This is a genomic window from Mesorhizobium sp. M8A.F.Ca.ET.202.01.1.1, from assembly GCF_004791595.1.
GTDB lineage: Bacteria > Pseudomonadota > Alphaproteobacteria > Rhizobiales > Rhizobiaceae > Mesorhizobium.
Map to the genome: position 1 here is coordinate 30,711 of NZ_SRUN01000008.1, position 20,133 is coordinate 50,843.

The 20,133-nt window shown below is 65.8% G+C and carries 16 protein-coding genes, 1 tRNA gene and 1 pseudogene; 13 read left to right on the top strand and 5 right to left on the bottom strand.

Annotated elements, in window-relative coordinates:
- The first annotated feature begins 59 nt into the window (after positions 1 to 59).
- Both EN845_RS18135 and EN845_RS18145 read left to right on the top strand, forming a co-directional pair.
- Entirely contained in the window at positions 60 to 680 is a 621-nt protein-coding gene (locus tag EN845_RS18135; protein ID WP_127279288.1) for a 2,3-bisphosphoglycerate-dependent phosphoglycerate mutase, read from the top strand.
- Positions 681 to 979: 299 nt separating this feature from the next.
- Positions 980 to 1,064 (top strand) — tRNA-Leu (locus tag EN845_RS18145).
- Positions 1,065 to 1,157: 93 nt separating this feature from the next.
- On the opposite strand, the gene EN845_RS18150 is transcribed toward EN845_RS18145, so the two are convergent.
- Positions 1,158 to 2,096: a hypothetical protein gene (locus tag EN845_RS18150; protein WP_127871101.1), complete on the bottom strand. Its 939-nt coding sequence runs from the start codon at positions 2,094 to 2,096 to the stop codon at positions 1,158 to 1,160.
- A gap of 273 nt (positions 2,097 to 2,369) precedes the next feature.
- Between EN845_RS18150 and EN845_RS18155 the strand changes: the two genes are divergently transcribed.
- Positions 2,370 to 4,061, top strand: coding sequence for a cyclic nucleotide-binding domain-containing thioredoxin-disulfide reductase (locus tag EN845_RS18155; protein WP_127871102.1), 1,692 nt, complete (start codon positions 2,370 to 2,372; stop codon positions 4,059 to 4,061).
- On the top strand, positions 4,061 to 4,369 hold the full coding sequence (locus tag EN845_RS18160; RefSeq protein ID WP_127871103.1) for a UBP-type zinc finger domain-containing protein: 309 nt from the start codon (positions 4,061 to 4,063) through the stop codon (positions 4,367 to 4,369). Before EN845_RS18155 ends, EN845_RS18160 begins: the two co-directional genes overlap by 1 nt.
- 38 nt (positions 4,370 to 4,407) lie before the next feature.
- Here the strand turns inward: EN845_RS18160 and EN845_RS18165 are convergent, their stop codons facing one another.
- Together EN845_RS18165 and EN845_RS18170 are read right to left on the bottom strand one after the other, a co-directional pair.
- The gene (locus tag EN845_RS18165; RefSeq protein WP_168247798.1) at positions 4,408 to 4,584 is read right to left on the bottom strand and encodes a hypothetical protein; all 177 of its coding nucleotides are present in this window, start codon (positions 4,582 to 4,584) and stop codon (positions 4,408 to 4,410) included.
- Positions 4,585 to 4,682: 98 nt separating this feature from the next.
- Positions 4,683 to 6,668 (bottom strand): BTAD domain-containing putative transcriptional regulator, encoded by a 1,986-nt coding sequence (locus tag EN845_RS18170; protein WP_127871293.1) that lies wholly within the window; start codon positions 6,666 to 6,668, stop codon positions 4,683 to 4,685.
- 248 nt (positions 6,669 to 6,916) lie between these two features.
- Between EN845_RS18170 and EN845_RS18175 the strand changes: the two genes are divergently transcribed.
- Genes EN845_RS18175 through EN845_RS18185 form a run of 3 tightly spaced genes read left to right on the top strand, consistent with a single transcriptional unit; the run spans position 6,917 to position 9,912 of the window.
- Positions 6,917 to 8,005: a pyridoxal-phosphate dependent enzyme gene (locus EN845_RS18175; protein WP_127871104.1), complete on the top strand. Its 1,089-nt coding sequence runs from the start codon at positions 6,917 to 6,919 to the stop codon at positions 8,003 to 8,005.
- 12 nt (positions 8,006 to 8,017) lie between these two features.
- Positions 8,018 to 9,505 carry an aspartate aminotransferase family protein gene (locus EN845_RS18180; RefSeq protein ID WP_127871105.1) on the top strand — a complete coding sequence of 496 codons (1,488 nt, stop codon included), beginning with the start codon at positions 8,018 to 8,020 and terminating at the stop codon, positions 9,503 to 9,505.
- A gap of 50 nt (positions 9,506 to 9,555) precedes the next feature.
- Complete coding sequence (locus EN845_RS18185; RefSeq protein ID WP_127871106.1) at positions 9,556 to 9,912, top strand: hypothetical protein; 357 nt, start codon at positions 9,556 to 9,558, stop codon at positions 9,910 to 9,912.
- 34 nt (positions 9,913 to 9,946) lie between these two features.
- Here EN845_RS18185 and EN845_RS18190 read toward each other — a convergent pair whose 3' ends face one another.
- Entirely contained in the window at positions 9,947 to 11,467 is a 1,521-nt protein-coding gene (locus tag EN845_RS18190) for a winged helix-turn-helix domain-containing tetratricopeptide repeat protein (RefSeq protein WP_127871107.1), read from the bottom strand.
- Between the two features lie 211 nt (positions 11,468 to 11,678).
- Here EN845_RS18190 and EN845_RS18195 point away from each other — a divergent pair, with 211 nt between their 5' ends.
- The 6 genes and pseudogenes from EN845_RS18195 (at position 11,679) to EN845_RS18220 (ending at position 18,377) form a co-directional block, all read left to right on the top strand.
- Entirely contained in the window at positions 11,679 to 11,930 is a 252-nt protein-coding gene (locus tag EN845_RS18195; protein WP_127871108.1) for a DUF1127 domain-containing protein, read from the top strand.
- Positions 11,931 to 12,078: 148 nt separating this feature from the next.
- Positions 12,079 to 12,450, top strand: a complete 372-nt coding sequence (locus EN845_RS18200) for a hypothetical protein (protein ID WP_127279667.1) — start codon at positions 12,079 to 12,081, stop codon at positions 12,448 to 12,450.
- Positions 12,451 to 12,561: 111 nt separating this feature from the next.
- Complete coding sequence (locus EN845_RS18205) at positions 12,562 to 13,188, top strand: CDGSH iron-sulfur domain-containing protein (protein ID WP_127871109.1); 627 nt, start codon at positions 12,562 to 12,564, stop codon at positions 13,186 to 13,188.
- 142 nt (positions 13,189 to 13,330) lie between these two features.
- A pseudogene (locus EN845_RS18210) lies at positions 13,331 to 13,637 on the top strand (endonuclease domain-containing protein).
- Between the two features lie 170 nt (positions 13,638 to 13,807).
- On the top strand, positions 13,808 to 15,841 hold the full coding sequence (locus EN845_RS18215) for a hydantoinase/oxoprolinase family protein (protein ID WP_127871110.1): 2,034 nt from the start codon (positions 13,808 to 13,810) through the stop codon (positions 15,839 to 15,841).
- Between the two features lie 367 nt (positions 15,842 to 16,208).
- Positions 16,209 to 18,377: a malate synthase G gene (locus tag EN845_RS18220; RefSeq protein ID WP_127871111.1), complete on the top strand. Its 2,169-nt coding sequence runs from the start codon at positions 16,209 to 16,211 to the stop codon at positions 18,375 to 18,377.
- Positions 18,378 to 18,553: 176 nt separating this feature from the next.
- Here the strand turns inward: EN845_RS18220 and EN845_RS18225 are convergent, their stop codons facing one another.
- Positions 18,554 to 20,086 carry a YifB family Mg chelatase-like AAA ATPase gene (locus EN845_RS18225; protein WP_127871112.1) on the bottom strand — a complete coding sequence of 511 codons (1,533 nt, stop codon included), beginning with the start codon at positions 20,084 to 20,086 and terminating at the stop codon, positions 18,554 to 18,556.
- Positions 20,087 to 20,133 lie beyond the last annotated feature (47 nt).

Sequence of the window (20,133 nt, forward strand, 5' to 3'; positions counted from 1 at the left end):
CCTGCGGGAAAGCCGCTACGCACCTTTCCTGGAATTGCCCAGACCCCAGAGGAGCAAAAATGTCGAGAACCCTCGTGCTCGTGCGCCACGGCCAGAGCGAATGGAACCTGAAGAACCTGTTCACTGGCTGGCGTGACGTCGACCTGACCGAGCAGGGCCATGCCGAGGCCAAGGCCGCCGGCCAAAAACTCAAGGCGCGCGGCCTGAAATTCGACATCGCCTTCACCTCCGCGCTGGTCCGGGCGCAGAAGACCTGTCAGCACATTCTCGACGCGGTCGGCCAGAGCGACCTGCAGACCATCCGCGACCAGGCGCTGAACGAGCGCGACTATGGCGACCTCTCCGGCCTCAACAAGGACGACGCGCGCCAGAAATGGGGCGAGGAGCAGGTGCATGTCTGGCGCCGCTCCTACGATGTGCCGCCGCCCGGCGGCGAAAGCCTGAAGGACACCGGCGCCCGCGTCTGGCCCTATTACCTGCACGATCTGCAGCCGCACGTGCTGCGCGGCGGCACCGTGCTGGTCGCCGCCCACGGCAATTCGCTGCGCGCACTGATCATGGCGCTGGACGGCAAGTCGGGCGAGGAGATCGTCAAGCTGGAGCTCGGCACCGGCGTGCCGGTCATCTACACGCTCAACGCCGATTCGACCGTGGCGTCGAAGGAAGTGCTGGAGGGCTGACGGGCAGTTATTTGCGCCAATTGGGAACGTGGCGCCGCCCCTCACCTGCCTGCCGGCATCCTCTCCCCGTATAGTGACGGGAAGAGGGGCGATGTCATCGGCGATTTCGCCAATCGCCGGCGTTGCAAAAAGGGCGCCAGCGTTGCGGCTGGCTTCTTTCTCCCCGTCACTGTACGGGGAGAAATGCCCGGCAGGGCAATGAGGGGCGGCGCTGACGCTCGAAACTGAGCCGGCGAGCATCAGCCCTCGAAAAAAGCGCGTTGACAGCAATCGCTTGCCCGCTTATTGAGCCCGCACCAGCCCAGATGGCGGAATTGGTAGACGCGCACGGTTCAGGTCCGTGTTCCGCAAGGAGTGGAGGTTCGAGTCCTCTTCTGGGCACCAAATTCCCGTTTCGAACCGTTCGTGGTTCAGAGACTTAATAAAAAAGCCCGGTTTCGTCCGGGCTTTTTTATTGATTTGTGCAAGGCGAAAGCCTCAGACGGCCAGCCTGCGTGTGGCCTCGATCGAAGCCTCCGCGATGATGTCGAGCGCGCCGAACTGCTCGTAGAAATCGAGGCCGAACTGCTCCTGTATGTTACGCCCGGCATGGCCGCACAGCATCCAGCTGTCGCCGACCGGGTTGATTTCGATGAGGAACAGTTCGCCTGTCGCGGCGTCGCGCAGGATGTCCACGCCGAGCGACGGAATGGTCGGGAAAACGGCATGGCTGCGAACGGCAAGGTCAAGCACGTCCTGGTCCGCCGCAAGACCAATCGAGCATCCCTTGGCCGAGGCCACGATCGACGCGCCAGGGGCCGATCGGAAACCGCCGGGATCGCTCACCGGGCTGAGGTCACGCCGGCCCTCATACCGGATGGCGGCAAGGGGCCTGCCGAGATAGCTCAGCACGCGGTACGCCGTCGGCCATGGACCGGTATGGACATATTGCTGGGCAATCATCGGCGCGCGTCTGCCCGGATGATCTTGCGGATAGTCCGCCGGCGCGATGTAACGCACGCGTCCGGTCTTGGTGATGCGCACGAACGCCCCCTGCTTGCCACGCGAGGGTTTCACGACCACGTAAGGGCCCCACGCTGCTGGATCGAGATTTGTCCCAGGCACGATCTCCGTCCACCTGGGAACTGGAAGTCCTGCTGTATCGAGGGCGGACAGTTCCCCGATCTTGCCCATGCGCTGATGGACGAGGCGCGTTCCGCGCAGCGGCTTAAGCCATTTCAGCCGATCCATCTCGATGGACAGGGTAGGCCTCCCGGCCAATGTCATCGTCCGCAACATCGTCAGCGCGGATGCCGTCGAAAGCACGCGGACCTTGATGTCCGGCGCGCGCGCCTCGATCAATGCAGCAGCCCTACGGAAATCCTCGATCGCTTCCTTTTTCGGGTAGCAATAGAAAGCCAGATTGAACTGGGGCATGCCGGGTTTCGCTCGCAAATCGGCGCCAGAGACGGATCGTGTCTGTACCAAGGAACAGTCTTGCAGCGCCAACGCAAACTTCTGCCGACTGTTTCATAGCCGCCGTAGACGTGCACGGTTCAAGGAGTGGAGGTTCGAGTCCTCTTCTGGGCACCAAAATCCCGTTTCGAACCGTTCGATTGGTTCAGAAGCTCAAGACGATGACCTCGCCTCCTGGCCAGTCCCCGAACAAACCGCTTCAAACCGCGCGCTCGCTTCGCTACGCTCGCAACCATGTCTCAATCCAGCACCGCGATCTTCGGCGCCCGCCGCGACCAGGCCTTCCCAACGCTGGCCGAGGCGGACATTGAACGCATGCGCCGGTTCGGCGAGGCCAGCGCCTATGCCGCCGGCGAGCCCATTTTCGAGGCCGGCAATGTGTCCCCGGGGCTGATCGTCATCCTGTCGGGCAAGGTGGACATCACCCAGGACGGCAAGCTCGGCCGGCGCGAGACGATCGTCACCCATGGCCCCGGCAGCTTCGTCGGCGAGCTGGCGCAGCTTTCGGCCCGTCCCTCGCTGGTCAATGCCGAGGCCGCCGAGGCGGTCGAGGCGTTCGTCATTTCCTCGCAGAGGCTGCGCGACCTGATGGTGCAGGAGGCCAATCTCGGCGAGCGCATCATGCGGGCGCTGATCCTGCGCCGCGTCGGGCTGCTCGAGAGCGGCACGATCGGTCCCATCATCGTCGGGCCGGCCGACAATGGCGATGTCCTGCGCCTGCAGGGGTTTCTCGCGCGCAGCGGCCAGCCCCACCGCGTGCTCGATTCCAAAACCGATCCTTGCGCGAAGACCCTGTTCGAGCACTTCCATGTCGATCAGCACCACCTGCCGGTCGTGCTGTGCCCGAACGGCAGGCTGCTGCTCAATCCCGCGGAGAAAGACCTCGCCCGCTGCATCGGCCTGTTGCGGCCGGTCGACGCCAGCAAGGTCTATGACGTCGCCATTGTCGGCGCCGGGCCGGCCGGGCTCGCGGCGGCGGTCTATGCGGCCTCCGAAGGGCTATCGACCATCGTGCTCGATTGCCGCGCCTTTGGCGGCCAGGCGGGCGCTTCCGCGCGCATCGAGAACTATCTCGGCTTCCCCACGGGCATCACCGGCATGGCGCTGATGGCGCGTGCCTACAACCAGGCGCAGAAATTCGGCGTCGAGATGGTCATCCCCGACGAGGTGAAGCTGCTCGGCGCCGCCACCGACGGCGCGCGCTACCAGCTTGCGGTCGGCGACGGCGAGACGGTGCGCACGCGCTCGGTGGTGATCGCCAGCGGCGCGCGCTACCGCCGCCTCGATGTCGCCAATCTCGCCGAGTTCGAGGGCACATGCGTGCATTATTGGGCCTCGCCCATCGAGGCACGGCTTTGCGGCGGCCAGGAAGTCGCGCTGGTCGGCGCCGGCAATTCGGCTGGACAGGCGGCCGTCTACCTGGCCAGCCATGTCAGGAAGGTGGCGCTGCTGGCGCGTGGCGGCAGTCTCGAGGCGTCGATGTCGCGTTACCTCGTCGAGCGCATCAGGGCGCAGCCGAACATCGAGGTGCTGACCGGCGCCGAGGTCGAGGCGCTGGACGGCGAGGAAGGCAATCTTGCCACTGTCCGCTGGCGCGACCGCTCGAGTGGCGCGGTGACGACGCGCCCGATCCGCCATCTCTTCCTGTTCATCGGCGCCGATCCGAACACCGATTGGCTCGCTCAATCCGACGTGGCGCTGGATGCCAGGGGTTTCATCCGCACCGGATCGGACATAGCATCGGCGCATGGCGTGATGGAGACGAGCCGCAGCGGCGTGTTCGCCATCGGCGACGTGCGCTCCGGGTCGGTCAAACGGGTCGCGGCTGCCGTAGGCGAAGGCGCCCAAGTGGTGGCGGCATTGCATGCATTTCTTGCGCGGGAAGGCAGCCATGCCGACGCGCCTCAACCGGTGGGGAGAGTGTGATGGCTGACGAGTGCAGACACGCGGCTGATGTCAAGGACGTGACGCCGAGCGCGCTTGGCTGCGAGGAATGCCTGAAGAGCGGCTCGTGGTGGGTGCATCTGCGGCTCTGCCGCACCTGCGGCCATGTCGGTTGCTGCGACGACTCGCCCAACCGCCACGCCACCAAGCATTTTCATGCCACCAGCCATCCCGTCATAGAGGGCTATGACCCGCCGGAAGGCTGGGGCTGGTGCTATGTCGACGAGATCTTTCTCGACCTCGGCGACCGTACCACGCCCCAGAACGGTCCGATCCCAAGGTTTTATTGAGCGCCCGGAGAGCCGGGAAAAAGCCGGTTCGGCCTGATTTACCGCACCGACCCGGTAACCGTTCGGTCGACGTCGGGAACCGACTTGCGATCGTTGCCGGCAAGCGCGGCGATGAGCAGCAGGCTGGCCACAACGGGGACAAACAGCACGGCAATACGGGCCTGCACGTGAAGAATGGCGCGCCATTCGCTGCGCTTGTCGGGGCTGTTGCTCATCATACTCACTTTGCCATGGACCCCCCGGAGGTCACATAGCGGTGAACGGTTAAGCAACTCCTTCCGGAAGCGTTAACGAGGGCCGCTCAAGCCTGGAATCAGCTGAGCCCGATCCGCCTGGCGCCTTGCCGGAACAGCGCCTCGGCGTCGGGCTCGAAGCGGAACGTGCCGATGAAATCGTCGGCGCGGTAGTCAGGCAACGTCTTGCGGATGGCGGCGGCGAAGCCGCGTGCCTCGTCGAGCCGGCCGGCAAGTGCCAGACAGTGCGCGGCGATCGCCAGGATGATGGTATGGGCATTGGGCCGCGCCGCCGCCTTCAGCGCCCATTCGGCCGCCTCCTCGAACTGGCCGAGCCGGACATGCGACATGGCGCGTGACCCCAGCATGCCGAACAGCAACGGGTCGAAGGGGCTGAGATGCCGCGAATGGTCCGACGAGCTTATCGCCGCCCGCGGGTCGCCCGATTGCGAGTGGACGAAGGACAGCGCGTAATGGCCGAGCGCGAAATTCGGGCTGAGGTCCACGGCCCGCCCCAATTCGGAGAGCGACCCGTCCTGTTCGCCGCGCAGCCACAGCGCCCGCCCCATCGCCCAGTGCGCGGCCGGATTGTGGTCGTCGACCAGCAGGCTCTGGCCGGCGCTCTCGAACGCCAGCGCGCTTTCGCGGTCGCGGTCGCCCCAGCGCTGGAAGGCGTTCTGCCAGTGGGTGAAAGACAGGCCGGCATAGGCGCGGGCGAAGGTCGGATCGAGCTGCAAGGCCGTGGCAAAGAAATGCCGCGCCGTTTCGTTCTCGGCCTGGGTGAAGCGGTACATGTGCCAGAGGCCGCGGTGATAGGCCTCCCAGGCATTGAGCGAGTTGGGCGCCTTCAGCAGGGCGCGGTTGCGCTCGACCGTTTCGATCTCGGCCGAGATCGACGACACGATGCTGTCGCCGATATCGTCGAGCACTGCGAAGATGTCGTCCGGCCGGCGCTCGAAGGTCTCGGCCCAGACGATCCTTGCCGTGCGCACCTCGATGAGTTCGACGGTGACGATAAGACGGCCAGCGGCGTTGCGCACCGTGCCGGTGGCGACATAGTCGACCTTCAGCCGGCGGCCTGCCTCCTCGGGCGCGATACCCCTGTCGGCCAGCGCGAACACCGATCCGCGCGCGATGACGAAGAAATCCCGCAGCTTGGCGAGACGGGTGATGATGTCGTGGGTGAGGCCGTCGGCCAGCCCACCGCGCGGGCCGGATTCCTCGACGAACGGCATCACTGCCAGCGATGCATGGCTCGGCTCGACCGGGCCAGGGTCGCTCGGGGGCGCCAATTGCGCCGCCGTGGACTGGGAGTCCGGCTGTACCCGCGACCAGACAGCCGGCTGCTCGTCACGGATCATCCGCCAGGCTGACCGGAGCGGCGCGAAATCCAGGTCTTCCGATTGGAACAGCCGTGCCGCCGCCGCCAAGTGCTTTTCGGCCGCGGCGATCTCGCCGCGCCTGGCGAGGCTCGCCAGCAGCGTCGCATGCGCGCGCCCGTCGAAAGGCGCGAGTTCCACCCATCTGTCGAGATGCGCGATCGCCTCGTCGCAGTCCGCTGGCAGGCTCGCCACGAGCTGTTCCAGCACCGCCGCGTGGATGGACCGGAAGCGGCGGCGCTGGCCGATCAGCCAGCTGTTGAAGTGCGGGCTGCGTTCGAGCTCCAGGCCTTCGAGGAAATCGCCGGCGAAGAGTTTTGCCAGCGCTCGCAACCGCTCCGCATCGAGCGCGTCGATCCCCTGCGTGGCGGCGTGGCCGATCTCCAGTACATCGACGAGGCAGCCGCTGAGATCGAGCGAGACAGTATCGTCTTGCGAGCGGACACGGCGCCGCTCCGGCGTGTCGAGAGCGCCGCGCAACTTGCTGAGGCACCAGCGCAACTCGCCGCGCGGATCGTTGGGCACATCCCACAGAAGCTCGCACAGGCGGCCGCGCCCTACTGGATGTGGCGCCAGCACCAGATAGGCAAGCAGCGCCCGCAGCTTGCGCGACGCCGGCAGTGCCATCGGCACGCGGTTATGCGTGATCGTCGGCGGTCCGAGCAGCCGCACCGACAGGCACGGCATGCCGCCGTCCTGTCTCGATGGTGCGGATTCCACGTCCGTTTCCACGCCTGCTCCCACGCTGGCCTGTCGGCCCTTGCTCTATCACCAAACACGACATGGCGCATCCGGCGGCGAATTTCGCGCCAGCCGCGCTCATTGCCGCATCGCCGGCACGTCAGTCCTAGCGCGGCAAGGTCTCGAAACCTCGCCGCCCAACGCGCCGGTTTGTAACCGGCCCGTGAAGATGAACACGATCGAGGAGATCAACGATGTTGAACAAACAGAAAATCAGGACCACCGCCGGGCGCGGCCGCCTGTTCGACAGCATTCTCGACACGGTCGGCGACACGCCGGCGGTGCGCATCAACAATCTCGCGCCGGTCCATGCGACCATCTACGTCAAGGCCGAGTTCTTCAATCCGGCAGCCTCGGTGAAAGACCGGCTGGCGCTCAACATCATCGAGGAGGGCGAACGCAGCGGTGCGCTGAAGCCGGGTCAGACCGTGGTCGAGGCGACCAGCGGCAACACCGGGATTGGCCTTGCCATGGTCTGTGCGCAAAAAGGCTATCCGCTGGTCGTCACCATGGCCGACAGCTTTTCCGTCGAGCGCCGCAAGCTGATGCGCATGCTCGGCGCCAAGGTGGTGCTGACGCCTCGCGCCGAAAAGGGTTTTGGCATGTACAAGAAGGCGGTCGAGCTGGCCCAGGCCAATGGCTGGTTCCTTGCCCGCCAGTTCGAGACGGCCGCCAATGCCGCCATCCACGAGGCGACGACCGCGCGCGAAATCGTCAACGATTTCGCTGGCTCGCGGCTCGACTGTTTCGTCACCGGCTATGGCACCGGCGGCACGGTCGTCGGCGTGGCGCGGGTCCTGCGCCGCGAACGGCCCGATACCCGCATCGTGCTCTCCGAGCCGGCCAATGCGCAACTGATCGGCAGCGGAAAGGCGCAGCCGCGCGGTGCCGATGGCGCTCCCGCCGCCAGCCATCCGGCCTTCGAGCCGCATCCCGTCCAAGGCTGGACGCCGGACTTCATCCCCAATGTCCTGCAGGAAGCGATCGACGCCAGCCTCTATGACGAGGTCATGCCGATCGCTGGGCCGGAGGGCATCAAATGGGCACGGGCGCTGGCTCAGAAGGAAGGCATCTTTACTGGCATTTCCGGCGGCGCCACCTTCGCCGTTGCGCGCCAGGTCGCTGAGAAGGCGCCGGCCGGATCGGTGATCCTGTGCATGCTGCCCGACACTGGCGAGCGCTACATGTCGACACCGTTGTTCGACGGCATCGAGGCCGAAATGGACGCCGGCGAGATGGCGCTGTCGCGCTCGACGCCCGGCTGCCAATTCCCGGCGGCTTGACGGGAGGTTGTCATGGACGTCGCGCACGAACAACTCGACATGGTGGTCGAGGAAACGCTCGACCCCGCCGACTGGGCCGATGTCCAGGCCCTGTCGCACCGGGTCGTCGATGATGCCGTCGACTATCTGCGCGAGCTGCGCGACCGCCCCGTATGGCGGGAGATGCCCGGCCAGGTGCGGGACTTTTTCACCGCCCCGTTGCCGCGCTCGCCGGCGCCGCTTGCCGCTGTCTACGAGGACGTCTCCCGCACCGTGATGTCCTATCCCATGGGCAACACCCACCCGCGCTTCTGGTCCTGGTACATGGGATCGAGCAACTTCACCGGCGCGCTCGGCGATTTCCTGGCGGCGATCCAGGGCTCCAATCTCGGCGGCGGCAATCATGCCGCCGGGCTGATGGACAGCCAGGTGGTGAACTGGTGCAAGGAGATGCTCGGCTTTCCGGCATCGGCCTCGGGCACGCTGGTCAGTGGCGGCTCGATGGCCAACATCATCGGCCTGACGGTGGCGCGCAATACCAAGGCGGGCATCGACGTGCGTGAGCACGGCGTCGCCGCGATCGAAAAACCGCTGCGCTTCTACGGCTCGGACCAGATCCATTCCTGCCACCGCAAGGCCATGGAAGCGCTCGGCCTGGGCAACCGGGCGCTGCGCCGGATCGCGACCGACACCGGGCTGCGCATCGACATATCGGCACTGCGCAGCGCGATATCGGAGGACCGGGCAGCCGGGTTCAAGCCGGCCTGCGTCATCGGCAATGCCGGCACGGTCAACACCGGGGCGATCGACGACCTCAAGGCGCTGGCCAAACTCGCGCATGAGGAGGGCCTGTGGTTCCATGTCGACGGTTGCATCGGCGCGCTGATCGCCATCGCGCCTGATAACAAGCATCGCGTCGCTGGCGTCGAATGGGCCGATTCGATCGCGCTCGATCCGCACAAATGGCTGCACGCGCCCTTCGAGGTCGGCTGTGCGCTGGTCAGGGATGCCGCCGCGCACCGCCGGACCTTCGCGGTGACGCCCGAATATCTGGAATCGACGCCGCGCGGCCTGGCCTCCGGCGAATGGCTGCACGACTATGGCCTGCAGACCTCGCGCGGCTTTCGCGCCCTGAAAGTGTGGATGGCGTTGAAAGAGCATGGCGTCGAAAAATTCGGCCGCCTGATCGACCAGAACATCGCGCAGGTCTCCTATCTGGCCGGGCTGATCGAGGCCGAGCCTTCGCTGGAGCTGGCGGCGGCCCCGACCATCAACATCGTCTGCTTCCGCTACCAGCCCGGTTTGGCGGGCGAAGCGCTGAAGGCGCTCAACACCGAGATCATGCTGCGGCTGCAGGAGCAAGGCATCGCGGCACTCTCCGACACCACCGTGCATGGTGGGCACTGGCTGCGCGTGGCGATCACCAACCATCGCACCCGACGTGACGATCTCGATCTGCTGGTGCGTGAAGTGGTGAGGCTGGGGCGTGAGATCACCGCGGACGGCCGCGTGTCTTCCTAGTTCCCGGCAGGCGTGCGAACCTGCCCGCGATGATTCGGGGGAGGTCGGCGGTGACGCTGTTTCGCATGGTTGCGCTGGCGGCACTGGTCCTGGCCAATTCGGCCGAGGCCGCCGACATGGCCTTCTTCATCAAGAACCTGCGCAAGGAAGGGGTCGCGGTCGAGCTGTTCAGCCGCGACCGCGAGACCGTCTGGCCGGGCAACGACAAGGTGTTTCTCGTCGATCCGGGCTCGCAGAAATCAGTGCCGATCTCCTGCAATCAGGGCGAACGCATCTGCTATGGCGCCTGGGTCGAGGGCAATGACAAGATTTCCGCCGGCGTCGGGCCGAACAACGACCAGCCTTGCGATACCTGCTGCTTCATTTGCGTGGAACACACGACAGAGACGATCGACCTGGTGCCGTGATCAGGGATCTCGTGCAGGCGGTTATTCCGACGCGTCAGTCTGGAAGGCCGGCCTTGTGGAAGCCCTCGATGAAATGCGCGCGCGTCGCGTCGTCGCGGAAGGGCTCGGTCCAGACCCAATGGCTGGTGGTGAAATGCGGGTTGCCGACGAGGAACAGCTCGACCTCGGCGCGCGCCTCGTCGAGCCGGCCAAGTTGCGCAAGGCTCGCCGCCAGGAAGCGGCGTGAACTGGTGCGGTAGGTCTCGTCCCGGCGCAGAGTCTCGATGGCTGCTTCATAGTCCCGCGCCGCATATTGCGCCTGGCCGAGCGTCAGATAGTACCAGCTCGCCGGAAACGGGTTCAGCCGGAACGCCTTGCGGATCTGCTCCAGGCCCTCCTCGACCCGCCCGGCGAGCGTCGTTATGTCGGACAATGTCGCCCAGGCGTCGGCCTCGTTGGGGTCGAGTTCGAAGACCCTGGCGAATTCGGCATCCGCCTCGGCGAAATCATGCTCATAGGCAAGCAGATTGCCGAGCACCCAGTGGCAGCCGGCATCGTTGGGATCGATCGCGACCGCCTTGCGAGCCAGATCCAGGGCAATGCGGCGGTTGGGGTCGATCGGCTCGCCCCAATGCACCCATCCCATCCAGTGGTTCATGGCGAGCCAGCGATAGGCCTCGGCGTAGCCGGGATCGAGCGCGACCGCGCGCGTCAGCATCAGATGCGCTTCGCGCGCCGTCTGCGGCGAAGCGTCGATCAGCTTGCGCGCCCGCACGCACAGATCGTAGGCGTCGAGATTGGTGGGCCGGTTGCGTGGCGGCGGCGCGCGCAGCCGGCCGAGTAGCGCCTCCACGATCTTGGCGGTCACCTCGTCCTGGACGGCAAAGATATCGTCCAGGCCGCGGTCGAAGCGCTCCGCCCACAGATGATCGCCGCTCGCCGCGTCGACCAGCTGCGCGTTGATGCGCACGCGCCCCGCATCGCGCCGCGCGCTGCCCTCCAGCAGATAGCGGACGCCAAGCTCCCTGGCGATCTCGCGCACGTCCATCGCCTTTCCCTTGTAGGCAAAGGTTGAATTGCGCGCGATGACGAACAGGCCGGAGATCCTCGACAGGTCGGTGATCAGGTCTTCGGTCAAGCCGTCGCAGAAGGCGTCCTGCCCGGCATCGTTGCTGAAATTGACGAAGGGCAGCACCGCTATCGATGGCTTGTCAGGCAGCGGCAACGGCTTTCGCTTGGCGCCATTGAGGTGTTCGACGGCCGCCGTGAAACGATAGCCGACGCGTGGAACGGTGGCGATCCATTCGCCGCTCCCTTCACCCGCAATGCCGGGCGGGCCAAGCAGCTTGCGCAGCTGCGCGATCTGGACGGTGAGGTTGCCTTCCTCGACGGCCGTGCCGGGCCATGCCGCGTCCATCAATTCGGCCTTCTCGAGGATTTCACCGGATCTTGCGACCAGCGCCGCGAGCAGCTTCAGCCCGCGGTAGCCGATGGCCACGGGGGCATCGTTCCGGAGCAGCGTTCCCGCACCGGAATCGAGCACGAACGGGCCAAAGGCAAAGCGCTCTCCCTGCATCGGCGCATCTATAGAGCAATTCGAGGCAAAACGCGAAGCGGAGAAGCGTGTAGCGCATTGCCAGGGAATTGCGTGAAAACAAAGCGTTAGACGCCGGTTTGGAACTTTTGAGAACTATTTGGGAGGGTTTAATTACGGCAGCGTTCGTATCCGGCAGAATTCAACCTCTTTCAGCTCGAGGGCCATCAAGTCCGGCCCCACGGAGGTTGTCATGAACCATATCCTTGCTTCGGTCCCGCAGGCACTGCGGCCGGGAATGCCCGCAAGTTCCACGCACGCGCCGCATCGGCGCTACAGCCTGGCGAGCTTGCGAAACACCATCGCTGCCTGGCGCGAGCAGGCACACTTTCGCTGGCAGCTGAAGCAGATGGCGCAGGCCAATCCGCATCTGATCGACGACATCGGCTTGACGACACGGCAGGTCGAGGAAGAAACCGCCAAGCTGCCCTTCTGGCAGCGATAAGGCGACCAAGCTGCCCTTTTGGCAGCGATAAGGCGAAATGCCGCGATGATTTGGCAGGGATTGCCGGCATCATCCCTTTAGCGCCGGCCCGCGTCATGCCATGATCCCCCCATCGGCCGTGGGGGCCGATTCTACATCGGGGGTTTCCATGTCTTTCACATCCGCGCGCCGGCTTGCCGCCGCGTTTTCGCTTGCCGTCCTGTTTGTCCCAGCCGCCCATGCCGGCGACGTCACCTTCGCCGTCAAGAACAGCCACCCCAATGCCATGCGCCTCGAGCTCTACAGCCAGGACCGCGACTATGTCTGGCCGGGCGATGGCAAGGATTTCTATCTCGACGACGGCGAGACCAAGCAGCTGCCGATTTCCTGCAACGAAGGCGAATCGATCTGCTATGGCGCCTGGGTCGACGGCGACGAAGGCACCTATTGGGGCGTCGGCCCCGGCAACAAGGAAAAATGCGAGGATTGCTGCTATACCTGCAGCGGCGGCGAGACCGAGGAGATCGATCTGGTCCCCTGACCGGTTTGCCCGCTTGACGGTTTTCCTGCTGGGAGCCATAGCCTGTCCAAATACCCAAGGCACGCCGCGTATTCAGGCGCGGCGTGCTCCAGGCAAACAGGGAGCACGCCAGTGGCCGGCACGGTCGAAAGCGACAAGATCGACGTCGGATTTTCCGGCAAGCGCTGCATCCATTCGCGCAATTGCGTGCTGGGCGACCCGCATGTCTTCGTGCCCAATGCGCCGGGCCAATGGATCCATCCCGAGGCGGCCAGCGTCGAAAAGATCGTCGCGCTAGCCGAGAACTGCCCCTCGGGCGCCATCACCTATGTGCGCAAGGATGGCGGGCCGCAGGAAAAGCCACCAGTGGTCAACACCGTGCGGCTACGAGAAAATGGTCCGCTGGCGGTGCATGCCGAGATCGTGCTTGGTGACGAGACTTTTTATCGCGCCACGCTCTGCCGCTGCGGCGCCTCGCAGAACAAGCCGTTCTGCGACAACAGCCACATCAAGGCGGGCTTTGCCGCCACCGGCGAACCGGCGTTGAAGGACACGCCCGCGCTGGAGGCCCGTGACGGGCCGCTGAAGGCGACGCCGACCCCCAACGGTCCGCTCAAGCTCGAAGGCAATGTCGAGATCGTCACCGGCACCGGTCACACGGTCGACCGCACCACCAAGGTCTTCCTTTGCCGCTGCGGCCATTCCGCGAATAAACCGTTCTGCGATGGCAGTCATAAGAAGGTGGGGTTTGTGGGATAGGTGAGTAGCCAATCTCCCCCCTCGTGGGGGAGATGTCCGGCAGGACAGAGGGGGCGCCGTAGAGCGCTGCCTCCAACACGCAGCGAATAGTGCAACGCCTCATACGCCTTTGCCTCCAAGACATCGCGCAAACGCCAGATCGATGCGCAAGGTCACGACACCAGCTGAATTGAAGCTGTGGAACGAGCTTCGCGCACTGTTTGATGGGGCTTGGCTTCCGCCGGCAATTTCCAATCGCCGGCTACATTGTCGACTTTGCTTGTCCGGAGAAGAAACTTGTCGTCGAAGTCGATGGCTCCCAGCATGCGGACCCAATCACCGGCGACCAAGCCAGGACATTGCGCCTGGAGCAAGACGGCTGAATCGTTCTGCGCTTCTGGAACGACGACGTCATTCGCGACATCGATAATGTGTGCCAGCATATTGTTATGGCGGCCGGGCTTGGCTGATGCTGCCATAACCGCGGCAAGGTCGGCGGGACAGCGCCCCCCTCTGTCCTGCCGGACATCTCCCCCACGAGGGGGGAGATCGCTTGTGGCCCATCTCTCCCGGCTTTATCCGCAAGCCCGTATCCGCTAAGGGCAGGCAACCAAACAATCTGCCCGGACCCCGCCCCAAAATGACCAAGCCAAAACCTCTCTTCCTCGGCATCGACACCGGCGGCACCTACACCGATGCCGTGCTGTGGTCCGAGACCGAAGGTCCCCAGCAGGGAGCGAACAAGGGCAAGGTGCTGGCCAAGGCCAAGGCGCTGACCACGCGGCATGATCTGGCCGTCGGCATTTCTGGCGCCGTCGATGCGGTGCTGGAGAAAGCGGGCACCGATCCGGCTGACATCAAGCTGGTCTCGATGTCGACGACGCTCGCCACCAACGCACTGGTCGAGGGTCAGGGCGGCCGGGTGGCACTGGTCATGATCGGCTTTTCCGAGGCCGATCTTGCCCGCGATGGCTTGAAGACCGCACTTGGCACCGACCCGGTGGTGTTTTGTCCGGGCGGCCATGATGTGCATGGCAATGCGGCAAAGCTCGATCTGTCCGGGCTGGAGGCGATGCTAACGGAACTCGGCGCCTCGGTGTCCGGCTTTGCCGTCTGCGCCTATTTCGCCACCCGCAATCCCGCGCACGAGATCGCCGCCCGCGAGCTGATCCGCGACAGGACCGGCCTGCCGGTCACGGCCAGCCATGAACTGTCGGCCAAGCTCGGCGGTCCGCGCCGGGCGCTCACCACGCTGCTCAACGCCAGGCTGATCTCGATGATCGACCGGCTGGTGGCGGCGACCGAGGGCTTTCTCGCGGCGCGCGACATCGCCGCGCCCCTGATGGTGGTGCGTGGCGATGGCGCGCTGGTTTCGGCGGCGTTTGCCCGCCAGCGGCCGATCGAGACGATCCTCTCGGGCCCCGCCGCCAGCCTCGTCGGCGCCCGCCACATGACCGGGCTCGACAATGCGGTGGTGTCCGACATTGGCGGTACCACCACCGACGTCGCCGTGCTCGATGGCGGCCGGCCGCGGCTCGATCCGGAAGGCGCCACCGTCGGTGGCTTCCGCACCATGGTCGAGGCGGTCGCCATGCGCACGTTCGGCCTCGGCGGTGATTCCGAGGTGACGCTGGAGGATGGCGCGCTCAACCCGAAAATCCTGCTCGGGCCGCGCCGGCTGGTGCCGCTGGCGCTGGCTGGCATGGCGCATGGCGAGGCGGTGACGGCGGAGCTCGAACGCCAGTTGCGCGCCCCCAACACCGGCCGCATGGATGGCCGCTTCGCGGTCCGCACCGGCGTGCCGGACCGGCTCGCGGCGGGGCTGACCGTCCCGGAGGCAAAGCTCTACGAGGCGATCGGCGCGACGCCGCTTGCCCTCGACAGGCTGCTGACATCGAACGCCCAGAATGCCACCCTGAACCGCCTGGTCTCGCGCGGGCTGGTGCATATCTCAGGCTTCACGCCATCGGACGCCGCTCATGTGCTCGGCAAGCAGGCGAATTGGGATGTCGCCGCCGCTCGCCTTGGCGCCGAATTGTTCGCCCGCAGGCGCGATGGCCGTGGCCAGCCGATCGCCGCATCACCGGAGGTGATTTCGGAACGCGTGCTGGTGACGCTGACGCGCTGGTCGGCCGAATACATCCTGGAAACCGCCTTTGCCGAGGACGGGCTCGATGGTGCGGCCACCGTGGCGCACGCGCTGGTGCAGCGCGCCGTCGATGCGCATCCAGGCATCGCTCGCCTCAGCGTCGCGCTCGACCGTCCCGTCATTGGGCTGGGCGCTTCGGCCCCCCTGCATTACGCCGGTCTGGCGCCCTTGGTCGGAAATGACTGCGTGGTGCCCCGGGATACCGATGTCGCCAACGCGCTCGGCGCCGTCGTCGGCCAGGTCAGGGTTTCGGCCGAGGCCCGCGTCAGCCAGCCCAAGGAAGGCCTGTTCCGGCTTGCCTCGGGCGAAACGGTGCGCGACTTCCTCGACGAAGCGGCGGCGATCGCGGCCGCCGAGGCCGACGTGCGGGCCATTGTCGCCCAACGCGCCCGGGATGCCGGCACCGACAGCGCCGAGATCGAGGTCGCGACGGAGTTCCGTGTCTCGACCGTCGAAGCGCAGCGCATGTTCATCGAAGCGCATGTCGTGGCAGTGGCCTCGGGCAGGCCAAGGATCGCGGTTTAGATTCAGGTGAGGCCGGCCTGCAAATGGCGGCGTCCTGCGCTTCCGGTGCTCACGTACCTTAAGTACGCTCCGCTCCGGTTCTCGGACGCCACCATTTTCGACTCGGCCTGACCTGAATCCTGCGCGTTCGTCATCCTAGGGCGGAGCAGGAGCGAAGCGACGTTGCGGAGACCCTAGGATCCATTCCGTGACGTTGGAGGTAGAGCGAACGGTTCAGAATGGCGCACGCAAACAGATGAAGAACACATCCGCACGGATGTGTCTTCAAAGAAGGCCCAAAATGCCCCACCTTCACCCTAAGCTGAATTGACCCTGCACCCCCAACATGCCAAACGCCCCGCAAAGCCTTTCATCTGGAGTTAGCCTGATGACCGATCGCATCGAGATCGCCGGATTGCGCATTGCTCGCGAGCTGCATGACTTCGTTGTCGACGAAGCGTTGCCCGGCACCGGCATCGAAGCGGCGCGCTTCTGGAACGGATTCTCCTCCATCGTCCATGATCTGGCGCCCAGGAACCGGGCGCTGCTGGCGAAACGCGATGCCATGCAGGAGAAGCTCGACGGCTGGTACCAAGACAAGGGCGCGCCGATCGACATGGGCGCCTACAAGGCGTTCCTGAAGGAGATCGGCTATCTCGTTCCCGAAGGTCCGGCCTTCAGCGTCTCGACCGAAAATGTCGATCCGGAAATCGCCGTCGTCGCCGGGCCGCAGCTCGTCGTGCCGGTAATGAACGCGCGCTATGCGCTCAACGCCGCCAATGCGCGCTGGGGTTCGCTCTACGATGCGCTGTACGGCACCGACGCCATTCCCGAGACCGGCGGCGCGCAGAAGGGCAAGGCCTTCAACCCCGCGCGCGGCGCCAAGGTGATTGCCTGGGCAAAGGACTTCCTCGACCAGTCGGTACCGCTGACCACGGGCAAATGGGCAGGCGTCAACGGGCTCTCGATCGCCAATGGCGCGCTGAAGCTCGGCGAGGGCGCCGGCGCCACCACCCTTGCCGACCCGAAACAGTTCGCCGGCTATCGCGGCGATGCCGAGAATCCGGAAGCCGTGCTTCTGGTCAAGAACGGCCTCCATATCGAGATCCTGATCGACCGCGCCAACCAGATCGGCCGCACCGACCCGGCTGGAATCGCCGACGTCATCCTGGAATCGGCTTTGACCACCATCCAGGACTGCGAGGACTCGGTCGCCGCTGTCGACGCTGAGGACAAGGTCGTCGTCTACCGCAACTGGCTCGGCCTGATGAAGGGCGACCTCGCCGAAGAGATCAGCAAGGGCGGCAAGAGCTTTGTCCGCAAGCTCAACCCCGACCGCGCCTACACTGGACCCGCCGGCGGCCAACTCACCGTGCCTGGCCGCTCGTTGATGCTGGTGCGCAATGTCGGCCACCTCATGACCAATCCGTCGATTCTGGACCGTGACGGCAACGAGGTGCCGGAAGGCATCATGGACGCGGCGATGACGGCGCTGATCGCGCTGCACGATGTCGGGCCGAAGGGGCGGCGGATGAACTCCCGCGCCGGTTCGATGTATGTGGTGAAGCCGAAGATGCACGGACCGGAGGAAGTCGCCTTCGCGGTCGAGATCTTCGACCGCGTCGAGGCGCTGCTCGGCATGGCGAAGAACACCATCAAGATGGGAATCATGGACGAGGAGCGGCGCACCACCATCAACCTCAAGGAAGCGATCCGCGCCGCCAGGGAGCGCGTGGTGTTCATCAACACCGGCTTCCTCGACCGCACCGGCGACGAGATCCACACCTCGATGGAAGCCGGCCCGATGATCCGCAAGGGCGACATGAAGCAGGCCGCCTGGATTTCCGCCTACGAGGCCTGGAATGTCGACACCGGTCTCGAATGCGGGCTGGCCGGTCATGCCCAGATCGGCAAGGGCATGTGGGCGATGCCCGATCTGATGGCGGCGATGCTGGTCGAGAAGATCGCCCACCCCAAGGCCGGCGCCAACACTGCCTGGGTGCCGTCGCCGACGGCCGCGACGCTGCACGCCACGCACTATCACAAGGTCGATGTCCACGCCGTCCAGGCGGCGCTGAAGAGCCGGCCGAAGGCGAAACTCGACGATATCCTGTCGGTGCCGGTGGCCGTGCGGCCGAACTGGACACCCGACGAGATCCAGCGCGAACTCGACAACAACGCGCAAGGCATTCTGGGCTATGTCGTGCGCTGGATCGACCAGGGCGTCGGCTGCTCGAAAGTGCCGGACATCAACGATGTCGGCCTGATGGAAGACCGCGCCACGCTGCGCATCTCCTCGCAGCACATCGCCAACTGGCTGCGCCACAAGGTCTGCTCGGAAATCCAGGTCAGGGATTCACTGCAGCGCATGGCGGCCATCGTCGATCTGCAGAATGTCGGCGATCCGCTCTACCGGCCGATGGCGCCGGATTTCGACAGTTCGATCGCCTTCCAGGCCGCCTGCGACCTGGTGTTCAAGGGAACCAGCCAGCCGAATGGCTACACCGAGCCGGTGCTGCATAAGCGGCGGCTGGAGTTGAAGGCGAAACAGGGCTGAGCTGGCGCAAGCTTGGACCGGAACCGGCCCACGGACCCTCCTGAATGGGCTCAGTTCAGCCCAAGCGCATCGCGCAGCTTCGAAACGTTATCTGCCAGCCGTCACCGGCCCGGCCGGTGCCTCGAGGTCGCCTCGCGAGCGTAGAGCCGGCAATGTTGTGCCCAGTGCTGCGGTCTCTACGCCGCCTGCGCCACACGCTCCGCGCTCATGCGATAGGAAATCGCCTCGGCCAGATGGATGCGGCCGACGGTTTCGCTGGCGTCGAGGTCGGCCAGCGTGCGCGCCACTTTCAACACCCGGTGGTAGGCGCGGGCGGAAAAGGCGAGTTTTTCGCTGGCGTCCTTGAGCAGCGACAGGCCGGCGGCATCGGGCATGGCGATCGCCTCGATGACAGCCGGCGCGCAATGCGCGTTGGTGGTGGCGCTGTTGACGCCGAGCCGTTCGAAGCGCTCGCGCTGGAGCGTGCGCGCGCGGCCGACGCGGAGTGCAACGTCAGTACTCTTCTCCGCCCTGTCGGGGCGGATCAGGTCGCTGGCCGAGACCGCCGGCACTTCAATACGAAGATCGATGCGGTCGAGCAGCGGTCCTGAGATGCGCGCTTGATAGTCGGTGCGGCAGCGTTCGCCGCGTACGCACCGATAACCCGGCTCGCCGGCCATGCCGCATCGGCACGGGTTCATCGCCGCCACCAGCTGGATGCGTGCCGGATAGGTGACGCGGTGGTTGGCGCGCGCGATCATGCAGTCGCCGGTCTCCAGCGGCTGGCGCAGCGCATCGAGCGTCTGCGGCGTGAATTCGGGGAACTCGTCGAGGAACAGCACGCCGTGATGGGCGAGCGACACCTCGCCCGGCCGGGCGCGCATGCCGCCACCGACCATCGCCGCCATCGAGGCCGAGTGGTGCGGAGCGCGGAACGGTCGCCGGTCCGTCAGCTTGCCTTCGCCGAGCTCGCCGGCCACCGAGGCGATCATCGAGACCTCCAGGAGCTCCTTCGGCGCCAGCGGCGGCAGGATCGAAGGCAGCCGCTGCGCCAGCATCGATTTTCCAGAGCCGGGCGGACCGACCATCAGCAGGTTGTGGCCGCCGGCAGCCGCCACCTCCAGCGCCCGCTTGGCGGTCTCCTGGCCCTTGATGTCGGCGAGGTCGGGCAGGTCGCGCGGCGCGGCGCGGATGCCGGCCTCGGGCCGCGACAGCACCTGCGTGCCGCGGAAATGGTTGGCGATGGCAATCAGGCTGCGCGGCGCCAATATGTCGAAATCAGCGCCCGCCCAAGCAGCTTCCGGTCCGCAGGCGAACGGGCAGATCAGGCCCTTGCCCTCGGCATTGGCGCCGATCGCCGCCGGCAGCGCGCCGGCCACGGCGGTAATCGTGCCGTCGAGCGACAATTCGCCAAGCACGACATAGCCGGCCAGCATGTCGCCCGGAATGGCGCCAAGGGCGGCCATCAGGCCAAGCGCGATCGGCAGATCGTAGTGGCTGCCTTCCTTGGGCAGATCGGCCGGCGCCAGGTTAACGGTGACCTTCTTCGACGGCATCGACAGGCCCGACGCATGCAGCGCCGCCTGCACCCGCTCGCGGCTCTCGGCCACCGCCTTGTCGGGCAGGCCGACGATCTGGATGCCGACCTTGCCGGGCGCGATCATCACCTGCACGTCGACCGGCACGGCCTCGATGCCCTGGAAAGCGACCGTACGAACCCGCGCCACCATTCTTTGCCCCCGATGCCGTCTCTCCCCAGCCTTTGTGAGCCGGCCGC